This is a genomic window from Variovorax sp. P4_D9 (genome assembly GCF_056401695.1).
Genome location: NZ_JBFUIU010000158.1, coordinates 1 through 14,382, shown reverse-complemented (window position 1 = coordinate 14,382; position 14,382 = coordinate 1). Strand labels below are relative to the sequence as shown.

Genomic DNA, 14,382 nt, shown 5'->3' with positions numbered 1-14,382 from the left:
CGCACTACAAGGGCAGCGTCAAGATCAAGGTGGGACCGGCCAGTGCGGCCTTCGCGGGCGACATCGAAGTGCTGGCGCTCGACCAGCCGCACCAGACGCTGCAGCTGCTGGGCAAGGGATCGGACCGCGGCGGCTCGTCGGCGTCGATGAAGCTCACGGCCATCATCGAGGCCGGCGAGACGGCCGGCAACTCGGTGCTGGTGGGCCATGCCGAGGTGATCGTCAACGGCAAGTTCGCGCAGTTCGGCGGCCGGCTGATGGTGCAGGTGTCGGACATGCTGCTCGGCCAGTTCGTCGACAACTTCCGAGTCGCGGCGGCAGCGTTGCCGCTGCCGCAGGCGGCGCCCGCCCCCGCGCCGGCGCCCGCGGATGTGCCCGCCAAGGCCGGCGAGATCAATGCGCTGGCGATCTTCTGGCAGCTGGTCAAGGGCTGGGTGGCCAGCCTGTTTGGCAAGCGCGCCTGAGCCCGCCATGACCGACGCCGAGCTGCGAGAGTCGCTTCACCGCGCCGGCTACATCGCCGACGAGAGCCTGGCGACCACGCTGTGGCTGGCCGGCGAGCTCGAGCGGCCGCTGCTGGTCGAGGGCGACGCCGGCGTCGGCAAGACCGCGCTGGCCGGGGCACTGGCGCGGGCCCGGGGGCAGGCGTTGGTTCGGCTCCAGTGCCACGAAGGCCTCGACCTGTCGCAGTCGGCCTACGAGTGGAACTACGGCCGCCAGTTGCTAGCGATCCGCCTCGGCGAGACCCAGCCCCAGGGCCTGAAGGAGTCCGATCTGTTCGCGCGCGACTACCTGCTGGAGCGGCCGCTGCTGCAGGCAATCTCGAGCGAGCAGCCCTGCGTGCTGCTGATCGACGAGATCGATCGCGCCGACGAGGCCTTCGAGGCCTTCCTGCTCGAAGTGCTGGCCGACTACCAGATCACGGTGCCCGAACTCGGCACCCTGCATGCCAGGCACATCCCGCAGGTGGTGCTAACCAGCAACGGCACGCGCGAGCTGTCGGATGCGCTGCGTCGGCGCTGCCTGTACCACTATCTCGATTACCCGAGCCTGGCGCGCGAGATCGCGATCGTGCGGGCCACCTTGCCCGAGGCCGAGGGCGCTCTGGTCGAGCAGGCGGTGGACTTCGTGCAGCGGCTGCGGCGCGAGGACCTCGCCAAGAAGCCGGGCGTGGCGGAGTCGCTCGACTGGGTGCGTGCCCTGCACCGGCTGTCGTTCGTGGCGCTGCCGGAGGACCCGCATGCGCTCGTCGCCACGCTGGCCTGCCTGGTCAAGACGCGCGAGGACCGCTTCCAGCTCGGCGAGGATCGCCTGCGGCAGCTGATCGAAGGTCGGCGAACGGTCGGCGTCGCTGAGAAGACACCCCAACCGATATGAACACCGTGGCGCGCCCGCTCGAAAGCATCGCCAGCTTCGCCGCGCTGCTGCGCGACCACGGCATGAAAGTCGGCATCGCGGAGCAGCAGGCCTTCGTGCAGGCGGCGCTGCACCTGCCGCTGGAGCGGTCAGCGCGGCTCGATCCGGCCTGGCGCGCAATCGCCTGCCACGACGCGAACGACTGGCGGCGCTGGCCCGAGCTGTTCGAAAGCTACTGGTATCCGCAGCGCGTCAGGGGCCGCGCGAAGCTCAGCGGGCAGACCCGGGCGAGCCGCAGCCTGCAGCAGGTGGTGAAGAGCCTGCACGAGCGCATGGAGGGCGGTGCACCCTCGGCCAGCCACGGCCTGGCCGACACCGCGCTCGACGCGCCGCCCGTCGTCGACGACCCGGCGGCGCTGCAGCGCGCGCAAGGCGGCGCCAGCCGGACCGAGGCACTGCATGACCGCTCCTTGTCGCGATGGCTGCCGCAGGATCTGGCGTTGCTGCAGAGCCTGGCCGAGCGGATCGCGCGGCGGCTGCGCAAGCGCTTGACGCGGCGCTGGCACGACGATGCGCAGGGCCGCCGCCTCGACGTTCGGCGCACGCTGCGCGCCAGCCTGCGCACCGGCGGGCTGCCGGTCCATCCGGCATGGCGCGCGGCCCGGCGCGAATGGCCGCGGCTCTTCATCCTGGTGGACGTCAGCCGGTCGATGGAAACCCATGCCCAGCTCTTCCTGCGCATCGCCCGCGCCTTCGTGGCCGCGATGAATGCGCGGGTGTTCGTCTTCCACACGCGTCTGGCCGAGGTCACGCCGCTGCTGCGCGGCGACTCGGCCGCGGTGCAGGAGAAGGTCAACGCGGTGACGGCCGGCTTCGGCGGCGGCACCCGCATCGCGACCAGCGTCGCGGATTTCCACGCGGTGCATGCGCGCGCACAGCTGCAGCGCAACGCGCGCGTCTGGGTGCTGTCCGACGGCTTCGATGCCGATCCGCCGGAACGCTTGGCGCAAGAGCTGGCGCGCGTTCGGGCGCGCGGTGCGCGGGTGCACTGGTTTCATCCGTCCGAGGCCCCGCCGGCATCGCAGTCGATGCAGGCGGTGATCGGGCAACGCGAACTTGTGGACGGCTTCTCGCGTCTCAACAGTCTGCGTGATCTTGCCGATCTCGCGAAGCACCTGCGATGAATCGCGGGCATCCCCCTGAAGGAGAAGATGACATGAGCAACGCAGACACCGTCTTCGAGGCCGCGCGCCGGCTGCAGCAGGCCGGTACGCCCTGCGCGCTGGTCAGCGTCATCAAGGCGCTGCCGCCGGCGTCCGCGCATCCGGGCGACAAGGCGGTCGTCACCGCCGACGGCGAGATGCACGGCTGGGTCGGTGGCGGCTGCGCGCAGCCGGCGGTGATCCGCACGGTGCGCCAGGCGCTGGCCGACGGCCGGGCGCGGATGATCCGCATCGCGCCGGCCGAGGAGGGCCACGAGCGCGATCTCGGCGACGTGCTCGAGTTCGGCATGGCCTGCCACTCCGGCGGCACGCTGGAGCTGTTCGTCGACCCGCTGCTGCCGCGCGCGGAACTCGTGGTGATCGGCAACTCGCCGGTGGCGGCCAGCCTGGTGCAGCTCGGGCCGCGCGTCGGCTTCGCGGTGACGCTGGTCGCCCAGGGCGCGAAGGCGGCAGACCATCCCGATGCCTGCCGCGTCATCGACCGCGACGATGCGGCCACGGTCGGCCCGCAGGTCGGAGCCGGCGCCTGGGTCGTCATCGCGACGCAGGGGCGCCGTGATCTGCAGGCACTCGGGCTGGCGCTATCGTTGAATGCGCGCCAGGTGTCCTTCGTCGCCAGCGCCCGCAAGGCCCAGGTGCTGAAGGATTCGTTGATCACTGCGGGTGCCGATGCGGCAGCCGTGGCCGCGATCGTGGCGCCGGCGGGCTACCCGATATCGGCGTCGACGCCGGAGGAGATTGCGCTGTCGGTGTTGGCGGCGGTGGTGTCGAACCGGCGCCAGTCCGCCACGCTGCCCGAGGCGCATGCGGTGAAAGAAGCCGTGGGCGTGGGTCCGGCGGTCGCTGCGCTGCCGGCCAGGTCGCCGTGCTGCGGAGGCTGACATGGGCTGCATCCTCAAGGGCGGCGGCGGGCTCTATTCGCGCCTCGTGGTGGGTGCAGTGCTGCTGGCAGCGGGCRCCGGCAGCCGGCTCGGCGGACGGCCCAAGGCCTTGCTCGAACTCGGCGGCGTGCCGCTGATCCGGCGCCAGCTGATCGCGCTGTCGGGCGCCGGTGTCGACGAGGTGGTCGTGGTGCTGGGCCATCACGCCGAGGCGATCGAGGCCAGCGTGCGCGACTTTCCGGTGACCCTGGCGCGCAATCCGTTGCCGGACGACGGCCAGGCCTCCTCGGTGCGCATCGGCCTGCAGGCGCTCGGCGGAAAGCTCGACGCCGTCGTCGTCGCGCTGGCCGACCAGCCGATGGTCAACGCGCAGGACATCACGGCACTGATCGGCGCTTTCAAGAAGCGCGGGGAGGCATCGATGGTGGTGCCCCGCGTGCAGGGCGAGCCGGGCAATCCGGTCATCTTCGAAGCCGCGCTGCGCGACCAGTGGCTGGCCGGGGATGCCAATGGCGCCTGCCGCCGCTGGCGCGAGGCCAACCCCGAGCGGGTGTTCTGGCTCGACACCGACAACCAGCGTTATCGGGTCGACATCGACACGCCCGCCGACCTCGAGCGCTTCTCCGAGCGCACGGGTCACGTGCTTCGCTGGCCGGTGCCACCCGCGATGGCTTGACGGCCGCGATGCGCTGCGCCGGATCGGCTACGCGCTGGTGTCCGCCGCTGTGAATTGGCGTACGAATTTCAGATGTAATGCAAAGGCGCTGCCCCAACATCCGCCTGCAATGACAGGCGCGCACGCTGCCGATCAGCAGTCGTCACCAAGGAGCACGCCATGAACCCGACACCCGCTTCGCAGCCTGGCCCATGCTACGAGCTGTGTTTTCAGTCACTGTTCCGGCCAGGCCGTGGCTGGGCCTTCCCCTGCGATGCCGAAGGCCACGTCGACATGGACAGCATGAGCGAGCGGGCGCGCAACAACTACCTGTTCGCGCGCGCCCTCATTGGCATCGAAGTCGACATGCCTCGGGTCCGAACGAACTGATCCAGTGCGGCTGGGGCCGCTTCAGAACCTTTCGGCGGGGCCCATCGACAGCCGTTCGACCGCGCTGCATACTGGCGCCGCCCTGGCCATCGCCTCATGGGGAGTCCGTTCCGGTGGCAACAACGGGGTCTTCGCCGATCCCCGGCCCAGGAGAACCGCATGACCACGCAAGGCTTCGCCGATTCCCATGCGCCGCTCGACCTGCTGATCGTCGGTGCCGGCTTCGGTGGCCTCTGCATGCTGCACAAGGCGCGTGCGATGGGCTTGTCGGCGCTGGTGCTCGAGGCCGCACCCAGCGTGGGGGGCACCTGGTACGCCAACCGCTACCCGGGCGCCCGCGTCGACATCCAGAGCCTGGAATACTCGTTCTCGTTCAGCGAGCCTCTGCAGCAGGAATGGCAGTGGACCGAGCGCTATGCCTCGCAGCCCGAACTGCTGCGCTACGCCAACCACGTGGCGGACCGCTTCGATCTTCGCACTGGCATCCGCCTGAACACCCGCGTGACGTCGGCCCGCTTCGACGACGACGTTCAGCGCTGGCAGGTCGGCAGCACGGGCGAGGATGGCGCGGCGCAGACCTGGCGCGCGCGCTTCGTCGTGCTGGCCAGCGGGCCGCTGTCGACACCGAATACGCCGGCCTTTCCCAGCCTGGAGACCTTCGCCGGCCCGGTCCTGCACACGGCCGACTGGCCGCATGCGCCGGTCGATTTCGGCGGCCGCCACGTGGGCGTCATCGGCACGGGTTCCTCGGCGGTCCAGGTGATCCCGCGCATCGCGCAGCAGGCGGCATCGCTGACCGTATTCCAGCGTACCGCCGCCTACGTGGTGCCGGCCCACAACGGGCCTCTGGACCCGGCGCAGGAGGCCCGCGTGAAGGCCGACTACCCGGGCTTTCGCGCCCGCAACCGCCAGATGCGCACCGGCTTCGGCTGCGAGCTGCCGATGAACCCGGCCTCGGCGCTGGCTGCGAGCCTCGAGGAGCGTGAGGCGGCGTTCGAGGCCCGCTGGCGCGTCGGCGGCTTTAGCCTGCTCGGGGCCTTCGCCGACCTGATGACGGACCTGCGGGCCAACGCGCTGGCGGCCGAGTTCGTGCGCGGCAAGATCCGCCAGCAGGTCCGCGACCCGGCGACGGCGGCGCTGCTCTCGCCGCACCAGCCCATCGGCTGCAAGCGGATGTGCGTGGCCGACGACTACTACGAAACCTTCAACCGGCCGAACGTGCAGCTGGTGGACGTCAGCGAGCAGCCGATCGAGGCTATCACCCCGGGCGGACTGCGGACCGGCGGGCGCGAGCACGCCTTTGACACGCTGGTGCTGGCCACCGGCTTCGACGCCGTCACCGGCACGCTGATGCGGCTGGACCTGCGCGGCCGCGGCGGCCTGCGCATTCAGGACAAGTGGCGCGGCGGGCCGCTGAACTACCTGGGCTTGACGGTGGCCGGCTTCCCGAACCTGTTCCACATCGCCGGCGCGGGCAGCGCCGCGGCCTTCACCAGCGTGATCCTCTCGATCGAGCATCACGTGGACTGGATCGCCGAGTGCATCGCATGGCTCGATGCGCAGGGCCACGCCACGATCGAGGCCACCGACGAGGCCGAAAGCGCCTGGGTCGCGCATGTCAACGCGGTCGCTGGGCAGACGGTGTTCCTGAGCTGCAATTCCTGGTACCTTGGCGCCAACATCCCGGGCAAGCCGCGCATGTTCATGCCGCTGGCGGGCGGATTCCCGGCCTATGCGGAATGGTGCGCCGCAGTCGCCGATCGGGGCTACGAGGGTTTCGCGCTGGGCTGAGGGGCGGTGGAACGCCGGAATCGGCCGGCGTCTCGCGTCAGATCGGACCCAGCTCGGGCGCCGACGAAATCGGCGCGACCGACGCACCCTCGATCCCGTGGCGCTGCAGCGCGTCGGCCACGAACCCATTCGCCTTCATGTCTTCAACGAATAGACGCAGGGCCCGGGCGGCGGCGTCGCCGCGCGACTTGGGCGTGCCCATCGCCTGGCGGATCACCATGAAGCGGCCGGGCAGCAGCCGCAGTCCGCCAAGCGCTCGGCTGTCCGCTTCCAGTTGCTGCTTCACGCCGGCAGCGACATCCGCCTCTTGCTCGAGGAAGGTGCGGACCACGGCCGGCGACGTCGGCGCGCGCTCGATCCGCGCATGCTGCAGCTTGCGCGTCAGGTAGAGGTCGTAGGCACTCCCCTTGCCGACCGTCACGCGGAAACCCGCCTGATCGACCTCGTCGTTGTGGTGCAGAGGCGATGCGTCGCGAACGAGGTAGCTGCCTTCGATCAGGACATAGGCATCGGTGAAGGCAATGTGCGCGCCGCGCACAGGATCGATCGCGAAAAACCCGATGTCGGCCCGTTCGTCGGCGACCGCATCGACCGACTTGCCGGCGGCATCGAAGACAACCAGTTCGAGATCGGTGCCCAGCCGCTGCGCGAAGGCACGGGCCAGGTCGACCGACACGCCGCCGGGTCTGCCAGTCGCCGGGTCGGCGTGGGCAAGAATCGGATTGCCGAGGTTGATGGAGGCGCGCAGAACGCCATGTGGCGTCAATGCCTTGACGACGGCGGGGTCGATGTTCATATTGGAAGACTCAGGTTTTAAGGATGCTGCTTATCTTTTGCATGTTCCGCAGCGTGCTGGACAGATGCTCGCGCATCGCCTGCGACGCTTCTTCGTTGCGGCCGCTTTCGAGAAGATCCAGCAGATGCAGGTGCTGCTGGCAGTGCTCTTTGTACCGGCTGCGATCCTGCATCGAGCGGTACGACAGCAGGCGTCGCACGCGATTCACGCGACGTATCGTGTCGATGAAGAAGGCATTGCCGGACCCCTCCACCAGCGATTCGTGGAAGCGCACGCCCCGGTCGTGCAACTGGTCGGCCGTGTCGGTTTCGATCCCGCCTTCGAGCAGATGCTTTTCGGCCGCCCGGCAGCGCGCGATCACATGGGCGGGGAGACGATAGTTGGGCTCGAGCAGCGCGGCAGGTTCGAGCGCCAGGCGCAGCCGATAGGACTGCAACAGGCTGTCGGCGGTCGTGAGCATGGACGAGAACTCCCATCCGTAGCCGGGCTTTTTCTCGGCCCAGCCCTCGTTTGAAATGCGGCCCAGCACCGCATGGAGCTGGGCCGGCGTCAGGCCATAGCGCTGCTTGATCAGGGCCTCCGAGAACTCTCCCGGCAGCACCCCTCGCAGGCGGTCGTCGGCGATCCGGAAATAGACGGCCGTCACCACGTCCGACTCGGCAAGGCCCAGCTTTTCCGTCAGTGCGTTGACGTTTTCACCGATCGCCTGGACCAGAAAATAGCCGCGATTCGGCTCCCGCCTGAGCACGCCCTTGTCGGCCAGCAAGGACAGTGCGTCGTTGATCGGCGAGCGTGACACGCGCAGACGGTCGGCCAGCGACTGGGCAGGCAAATGGCTGCCGGCCGGCATGGCGTCGGTCTTGATGAGGTCGAGAATCTGTGAAGCGAGGGATTGTTCGGGCCGCATGGACAGCATTTTCCCCTCCCATTTCACCTTACGCGGCAGCGGTCGCGGCTTCGGTGAGACGGTGCCTGGTCATCATCTTGCGCAAGGTGGACGGAATCACGCCACCCGCACGCAGGAGTTCTACCTCGAGCCGGGTCTCGACGGCCGCGGTCGTCTGGTAGTTTTCAGAGCGACCGTCCGCTCGGCGAATGACGACATCAACGAGGCCGCGGGGTTYGATGGCTTCCGGCCTGGCGTCGATCTCGATCCGGTCTCCCCCCTTGAGATCCAGCGTCAGCGGTGTCATCGCCGCCGGCATGCGCAGCGGCAGGACGCCCATGCCGATCAGGTTCGAGCGGTGGATCCGCTCGAAACTGTTCGCCAGGACGGCGCGGATACCGAGCAGCCGCTGCCCCTTGGCCGCCCAGTCGCGTGACGACCCGGTGCCGTACCGTTCTCCGGCGACCAGCACCACCGATTCCCCTGCAGCGCGATAGCGCTGAGCTGCGTCCCACAGCGGGATGACTTCGCCGCTCGGGACGTGCAGGGTATGAGCCACGGGCGCACCCGGCGCCAGCAGGTTCTTCAAGGTCTTGCTGTGGAACGCCGCGCGCACCATCACCTCCCAGTTGCCACGCCGCGATGCGAAGACGTTGAGGTCATTCCGRTCGTCACCGCGTTCGACGAGGAAATCGGCGACCCGGCTGTCCCTGGGTATCGCGCTGGCCGGGGAGATGTGGTCGGTGGTGATATCGTCGCCGACGACGAGCAGCGGATAGGCGTCGTAGCGGCCGAGCATGCTGCCTTCGGTCAGGGCGGCAAATGGCGGCCGTCGCAGGGTGGTCGATGCAGGATCCCAGGGGTACAGCTCGGACTCCGGGGCCTCGAGTGCGTGCCACAGCGGGTTGCCGGTGGCGATCGCAAAGGCGCGTTTGTAGTCGGCCGGATCCTGCGAGCGTTGCAGCAGCGCGTCGATTTCCTGTGCCGAGGGCCAGAGATCCTGAAGGTACACCGCCTTCCCGTGGGCGCTCGTCTGAATCGTATCCACCCTGAAATCGCGCTCGGCGTCGCCGGCGAGGCCGAAGGCGATCACGAGCGGGGGTGACATGAGAAAGCCGAGTTCCAGATCCGGATGCACGCGGCCCGGAAAATTCCGGTTGCCCGACAGCGCCGCCACCGGGTAGATCGAATGACGGCCCATCGCATCCTGGATCGGCTGCGGCAGCTGGCCGGAATTGCCGATGCAGGTGGTGCAGCCATAACCGACGATGTCGAAACCGACAGCCGCAAGGTCTTCGGTTAGTCCGGCGCGCTCCAGGTACGCCGCGGCCGCGGGCGAGCCCGGACCCATCGATGTCTTCACCCAGGCGGGTGCCTTCAGACCGAAGGCGCGGGCCTTGCGCGCCACCAGGCCGGCCGCGATCAGCAGTCGCGGGTCGGACGTGTTCGTGCAACTCGTGATGGCGGCAATGGCCACCGGGTGGCGCGGCATCACCGCATCCGGGGTGGACGGCTCGAAGTGGAGCGCCGCCAGGCTCGACTTGGTGTCCCCGAACCCGAGCAGGTCCTGGGGGCGGCGAGGGCCGGCCACGTGCATGCCGATGGCATCGAGCGCGATGTGGAGAGTGCGCGAGTACCTCGGCTCGCAGCCCGGGTCGAACCACAAGCCCGTCGCCCGGGTCAAGGCTTCGACATTCGCGATGTGCGCCGAAGAGCGGCCGGTCGCCTCGAGGTAGTCGAGCGTGTGTCGATCGACCGGGAAGAAGCCTGTGGTCGCCCCGTATTCCGGCGCCATGTTGGCCACTACGCTGCGGTCACCGGCCGTGAGTGTCGAGACTCCGGGGCCATGGAACTCGACGAACTCCCCCGAGACGCCGATGGCGCGCAGACGCTGCGTGACGGTCAGCGCCAGGTCGGTCGCGAGCACGCCCGGCYGCAGTTCTCCGGTGAGGCGCACGCCGATCACGTCGGGAATGCGCAGCATCGTCGGCATGCCGAACATGACCGTCTGGGCTTCGAGGCCGCCGACCCCCCAACCCAGCACGCCGATGCCGTTGACCATCGGCGTGTGGCTGTCGGTGCCAATCATCATGTCCGGCACCAGCCAGGTCGAGCCGTCCCGGACTTCGGTCGTGACGACCGTCGCCAGCTGCTCCAGGTTGATGGTGTGCATGATTCCCGTGCCCGGCGGATTGATGCGCACGCCGCGAAGCACCTTCGACGCCCAGCGCAGGAACGAATAGCGCTCCGCGTTGCGGCGGATCTCGAACGCCATGTTCAGTTCGGGGGCGTCATGGCGCGCGAACGCTTCCACGGCCAGCGAATGATCCACCGACACATCGACCGGCAGGCTGGCGTTGAGCACTGAGGGGTCGACGCCGGCCTCTGCCAGCGTGCTGCGCATGGCCGCGAGGTCGACGAGCGCCGGCGTGCTCGTGGTGTCGTGCATCAGCACCCGTCCGGGCTGGAAGGCGATCTCCGCCTGGCTGGTTCCCGATTCCGTCCAGGCCAGCAAGGCCTCGATCGCAGCCTGTCTCTCGGCGCCTTCCGTGTTGCGGGCGACGTTCTCCAGGAGCAGGCGCAGAACCACCGGCAGGGCGCTGAGCTTCTCGCCGCACAGAGCCCGTAAATCCAACGCGCTGTAGCTGCGCCCCGCAACGGCGATTTGGACGACGGGCGGCGTATCAGTGTTTTCCATAGCTTCTAGTTTGCATTTTTCATCAATAAAATGCAATTGAGTGCAAACCCTTAGTGACCGGCGAAGCCCCTCGCGTCGCTCAGCCCCCAAGGAAAACCCATGTACGCCTACGTCGGCAGTCGAACCACCCGCGAGCGCAATGCGCGGGGCGACGGCATCAGCATCTTCAAGGTCGATACCGAGCGCGGCACCTTGCAGCCGGTCGATACCATTCGAGACCTGGTCAATCCGTCCTTCCTCGCGCTGAGTCGGGATGGCGGATTCCTCTACACGGTGCATGGCGACGAGAGYGAAGCGAGCGCCTTCGCGGTCGACCGCGCGACCGGCCGCTTGAGCTTGATCAACCGTCAGAGCACGCAGGGCACGAACCCCGTCCATCTGGCGTTTGATCCCTCGGGGCGTTTCCTCGTGGTGTCCAACCACATCGGCGCCAGCCTGGCCGTGCTGCCGGTGAATCCGGATGGATCCCTGGGAGGGTTGACGCAGCTTGTCACGCTCGAAGGTCCGATCGGGCCGCACCGGGTGGAACAGAAGCAGTCCAAGCCTCATTTCAACGCCTTCGATCCGAGCGGCCGCTTCGTGATGGTGCCCGACAAGGGGCTCGACCGGGTGTTCACGTTCCGCTTCGAGCAAGGACGCCTGACGCCTGCAGTCCCTCCCTTCGTCGCGACGCGCGAAGGCGCGGGACCGCGGCACCTGCGCTTCCACCCCAAGGCAGCGCTTGCCTATGTCGTCAACGAACTGGATTCGACGGTCACCGCCTATCGCCTGACGCCGGAGACCGGCGCGCTCGCGCCTTTCCAGATCGTCTCGGCATTGCCGGAGACGTTCACGGGCAACAGCCGTGCGGCGGAACTGCAGATCGATGCGCAGGGACGATTTCTCTACGCATCGAACCGCGGCGACGACAGCGTCGCCGTCTTCCGCATCGATCCGGTGACCGGCGGGCTGAAGTTCATCGAGGCCGTGCCCACCCAAGGCAGGACGCCTCGCTTCGTTGCCCTGTCGCCGGATGGTCGCTTCATGTTCGCGCTCAACGAGGACAGCGATTCGATCGTGACCCTGGCCATCGATCCGAAGGCCGGAACGCTAGCGCCCACCGGTGCATCGGTGAAGTCGGGCAGCCCGGTCTGCATGGTCTTTTCTTCCTGAGGTTCCCATGACTGCAAATTTCACCCCCGCGGAAGAGAAGGCCGTGGTCCGCAAGATCACGTTGCGGATCATCCCCTTCGTCTTCCTGCTCTACATCATCTCGTACCTCGATCGCGCCAACATCGGCTACGCAGCGCTGCAGATGAACGCCGAGCTCGCACTGAGCAGCGAGGCCTTCGGCTTCATCTCCGGCATCTTCTTCATCGGCTATTTCCTCTTCGAGGTGCCGAGCAATGTGATGCTGAACAAGTACGGTGCGCGCGTCTGGATTGCGCGCATCCTGATCAGCTGGGGCGTGCTGGCCGCGATGTCCGCGTTCGTGCAGAACGCCACGCAGCTCTACATCCTGCGCTTCCTGCTCGGCGTTGCCGAAGCCGGCTTCTTTCCCGGGATCATCGTGTACCTGACCTACTGGTTCCGCTCGAAGGAGCTGGCCACCACCGTCGCGCTCTTCACCGCCGCCATTCCGGTGTCCTACATCATCGGCGCGCCGCTGAGCACGCTGATCATGGACCACGTGAACTGGTTCGGCTGGAGCGGCTGGCGCTGGATGCTGTTTCTCGAAGGCATTCCAGCGGTGTTCTTCGGCGTCGTCTGCTTCCTGCGCCTGGTCGACAAGCCGGAGCAGGCCAAGTGGCTCAAGCCTGACGAGAAGGCCTGGCTCGTTGCCGAGCTCGAGCGCGACAAGCAGTCGCGCAAGAACGTCAAACACCTCTCCGTGATGCAGGCCATCGGCAACGGCAAGGTGCTGTACCTCTCGTTCATCTATTTCGTCTACCAGTGCGGCAGCCTCGGCGTCGGCTACTGGATGCCGCAGATCATCAAGGGCTTCTCCGACAAGCTGACCCACTCGCAGATCGGCTTCATCGCGATGGTCCCGTACATCGTGGCGACGATCGCGATGGTGGCCTGGTCGCGCAGCTCGGATCGCCGAGGCGAACGAAGGCTGCATGCCGCTCTTCCTCTGGCCTTGGCAGCGGTCGCGCTGTTGGGCGCGGGCTTGGTCGGCAATCCTTTCAGCGCTATCGCATTGATCAGCGTCGYGCTTGCCGGTCACTACGCCTTCAAGTCGCCTTTCTGGGCATTGCCGACGCTCTTCCTGAGCCGATCCACCGCGGCCGTATCGATCGCGGTCATCAACTCGATTGGCAATCTCGGCGGATTCGTCGGTCCGTATGCGATCGGGCTGATCAAGGGCACGAGCAAGAGCGCGACCAGCGGGCTGGTCTTCCTGGCCGCGCTGCTGGCCGTCTCATTCCTGATGACGCTGTTCATGCGGCTGTCATCCGGCGGAGAGAGCTCCGCCGCGACTGCCGCCGAGCCAGTCCGGACCTGATTTCCCGCGTCCGACCCGATTTCCTCCAACTACAGAGAGACTCACCATGTCATCAAGCCTTCAGAAATTCTTTGCAATCGTTGCTTCGTCGATTGCGATTACGGCATCGCTTCACGCGTCGGCACAGGCACAAGCCGGCGGCAGCGACTATCCCAACAAGGCGATCACGATCATCGTGCCCTTCGCCGCCGGCGGTAACACCGACGTGAAGACGCGCCTGGTGGCGCTGCAGCTCAGCACCATCCTTGGAAAGCCGGTGATCGTCGACAACCGCCCGGGCGCGAGCGGCAACATCGGCATCGAAATGCTCAGCCGCGCCGCGCCCGATGGCTACACGATCGGCATGGRCAGCTTCGGCCCGCTGGCGGTGAACCCCTCGATCTACCCGAAGGTCAATTTCGACCCGAAGAGCTTCGTGCCGATCGTGCTGCTTGAAAAGAGTCCGCTCGTCCTCGTGACCCCTTCGGACAAGCCTTACAAGACCGTAAAGGAAGTGGTTGCAGCCTCGATGGCCAAGCCGGGCTCTCTCAACATTGCCAACGCCGGCCCCGGGGGAGCCCATCACCTGTCGGCCGAGCTGTTCGAAAGCGCTGCAGGCATTGAAATGGTGGGCGTTCCGTTCAAGGGCGGCGGCCCGGCGTCCAACGCGCTGCTGGCCGGCCAGGTCGACCTGATGTTCGAGCAAACCGGCGCCGCGCAACCCTCGATCCAGGCAGGCAAGATACGCCCCATCGCCGTCACTTCCGCGAAGCGGCTGTCGAGCATGCCCGACGTGCCCACCTTCGCGGAAGCCGGTTACCCGCAAGTGCAGGTCTCGAACTGGATGGGCTACATCGCGCCGAAGGGAACACCTCCTGCGATCGTCGCCAAGCTGCACGCCGCCTTCGTCAAGGCGATCAATCACGCCGACATCAAGGACCGCATCCTGTCGCAGAGCAACGAGCTGGGCGGCGGGACGCCGGCGGAGTTTGCGTCGTTCATCGACAGCGAAAGCGCCAAGTGGTCGAAGCTCGTCAAGGAACGCGACATCAAGATCGAATGAGGGCGCCTTGGACAGGGTCGCTCGTCCGGCTCCCTCAGCGGCCGAGGAAGATGACGGGTTCGGGTTCGACACCGCGCTTCATTGCGTCGGCGCGAGCCGTTCGGCCTCGGCGCGCGTCTTCGGTGTTGTGCAGGGGCATCGTGAGATCGAGCAGTACCGAGTCTGCGCCCGGGACG

13 protein-coding genes are annotated in these 14,382 nt (G+C 67.5%); 10 read left to right on the top strand and 3 right to left on the bottom strand.

Going from position 1 to position 14,382, the window contains the following annotated elements; genetic code table 11:
• From AC1DY5_RS18450 to AC1DY5_RS18420, 7 genes are all read left to right on the top strand, one after another.
• The coding region (locus tag AC1DY5_RS18450) for a CoxG family protein (RefSeq protein ID WP_478113611.1) at window positions 1-464 on the top strand (464 nt) is incomplete at its 5' end.
• Window positions 465-471: 7 nt separating this feature from the next.
• Window positions 472-1,377, top strand: coding sequence for an AAA family ATPase (locus AC1DY5_RS18445; protein WP_478113609.1), 906 nt, complete (start codon window positions 472-474; stop codon window positions 1,375-1,377).
• Between the two features lie 5 nt (window positions 1,378-1,382).
• The gene (locus tag AC1DY5_RS18440) at window positions 1,383-2,540 is read left to right on the top strand and encodes a VWA domain-containing protein (RefSeq protein ID WP_478113607.1); all 1,158 of its coding nucleotides are present in this window, start codon (window positions 1,383-1,385) and stop codon (window positions 2,538-2,540) included.
• A 32-nt stretch (window positions 2,541-2,572) separates the two neighbouring features.
• On the top strand, window positions 2,573-3,460 hold the full coding sequence (locus AC1DY5_RS18435) for an XdhC family protein (RefSeq protein ID WP_478113605.1): 888 nt from the start codon (window positions 2,573-2,575) through the stop codon (window positions 3,458-3,460).
• 1 nt (window position 3,461) lies between these two features.
• A complete protein-coding gene (locus AC1DY5_RS18430; RefSeq protein WP_478113604.1) occupies window positions 3,462-4,136 on the top strand; it encodes a nucleotidyltransferase family protein in 675 nt (224 codons plus the stop codon).
• Between the two features lie 159 nt (window positions 4,137-4,295).
• On the top strand, window positions 4,296-4,505 hold the full coding sequence (locus tag AC1DY5_RS18425) for a hypothetical protein (RefSeq protein ID WP_478113602.1): 210 nt from the start codon (window positions 4,296-4,298) through the stop codon (window positions 4,503-4,505).
• A gap of 159 nt (window positions 4,506-4,664) precedes the next feature.
• Complete coding sequence (locus AC1DY5_RS18420) at window positions 4,665-6,296, top strand: flavin-containing monooxygenase (protein ID WP_478113600.1); 1,632 nt, start codon at window positions 4,665-4,667, stop codon at window positions 6,294-6,296.
• A gap of 37 nt (window positions 6,297-6,333) precedes the next feature.
• Here AC1DY5_RS18420 and AC1DY5_RS18415 read toward each other — a convergent pair whose 3' ends face one another.
• Genes AC1DY5_RS18415 through acnA form a run of 3 tightly spaced genes read right to left on the bottom strand, consistent with a single transcriptional unit; the run spans window position 6,334 to window position 10,676 of the window.
• Window positions 6,334-7,092 (bottom strand): ABC transporter substrate-binding protein, encoded by a 759-nt coding sequence (locus tag AC1DY5_RS18415; RefSeq protein WP_478113599.1) that lies wholly within the window; start codon window positions 7,090-7,092, stop codon window positions 6,334-6,336.
• A 10-nt stretch (window positions 7,093-7,102) separates the two neighbouring features.
• The gene (locus AC1DY5_RS18410; RefSeq protein WP_478113597.1) at window positions 7,103-7,999 is read right to left on the bottom strand and encodes a GntR family transcriptional regulator; all 897 of its coding nucleotides are present in this window, start codon (window positions 7,997-7,999) and stop codon (window positions 7,103-7,105) included.
• Window positions 8,000-8,027: 28 nt separating this feature from the next.
• Window positions 8,028-10,676 carry an aconitate hydratase AcnA gene (gene acnA, locus AC1DY5_RS18405; protein WP_478113612.1) on the bottom strand — a complete coding sequence of 883 codons (2,649 nt, stop codon included), beginning with the start codon at window positions 10,674-10,676 and terminating at the stop codon, window positions 8,028-8,030.
• A gap of 99 nt (window positions 10,677-10,775) precedes the next feature.
• On the opposite strand from acnA, the gene AC1DY5_RS18400 reads away from it, so the two are divergent.
• From AC1DY5_RS18400 to AC1DY5_RS18390, 3 genes are read left to right on the top strand one after another with little or no spacing between them, the layout of a single operon-like run.
• Entirely contained in the window at window positions 10,776-11,828 is a 1,053-nt protein-coding gene (locus tag AC1DY5_RS18400) for a lactonase family protein (RefSeq protein ID WP_478113596.1), read from the top strand.
• A 7-nt stretch (window positions 11,829-11,835) separates the two neighbouring features.
• Entirely contained in the window at window positions 11,836-13,164 is a 1,329-nt protein-coding gene (locus AC1DY5_RS18395) for an MFS transporter (RefSeq protein WP_478113595.1), read from the top strand.
• A gap of 46 nt (window positions 13,165-13,210) precedes the next feature.
• Window positions 13,211-14,206, top strand: coding sequence for a Bug family tripartite tricarboxylate transporter substrate binding protein (locus AC1DY5_RS18390; RefSeq protein WP_478113593.1), 996 nt, complete (start codon window positions 13,211-13,213; stop codon window positions 14,204-14,206).
• The last annotated feature ends 176 nt before the right edge of the window (window positions 14,207-14,382 follow it).

Bases quoted from the DNA above. Each gene is read 5' to 3' on its own strand.
- AC1DY5_RS18435 (WP_478113605.1), top strand. From the start codon at position 2,573: ATGAGCAACGCAGACACCGTCTTCGAGGCCGCGCGCCGGCTGCAGCAG.
- AC1DY5_RS18445 (WP_478113609.1), top strand. From the start codon at position 472: ATGACCGACGCCGAGCTGCGAGAGTCGCTTCACCGCGCCGGCTACATC.
- AC1DY5_RS18410 (WP_478113597.1), bottom strand. From the start codon at position 7,999: ATGCGGCCCGAACAATCCCTCGCTTCACAGATTCTCGACCTCATCAAG.
- AC1DY5_RS18425 (WP_478113602.1), top strand. From the start codon at position 4,296: ATGAACCCGACACCCGCTTCGCAGCCTGGCCCATGCTACGAGCTGTGT.
- AC1DY5_RS18415 (WP_478113599.1), bottom strand. From the start codon at position 7,092: ATGAACATCGACCCCGCCGTCGTCAAGGCATTGACGCCACATGGCGTT.
- AC1DY5_RS18420 (WP_478113600.1), top strand. From the start codon at position 4,665: ATGACCACGCAAGGCTTCGCCGATTCCCATGCGCCGCTCGACCTGCTG.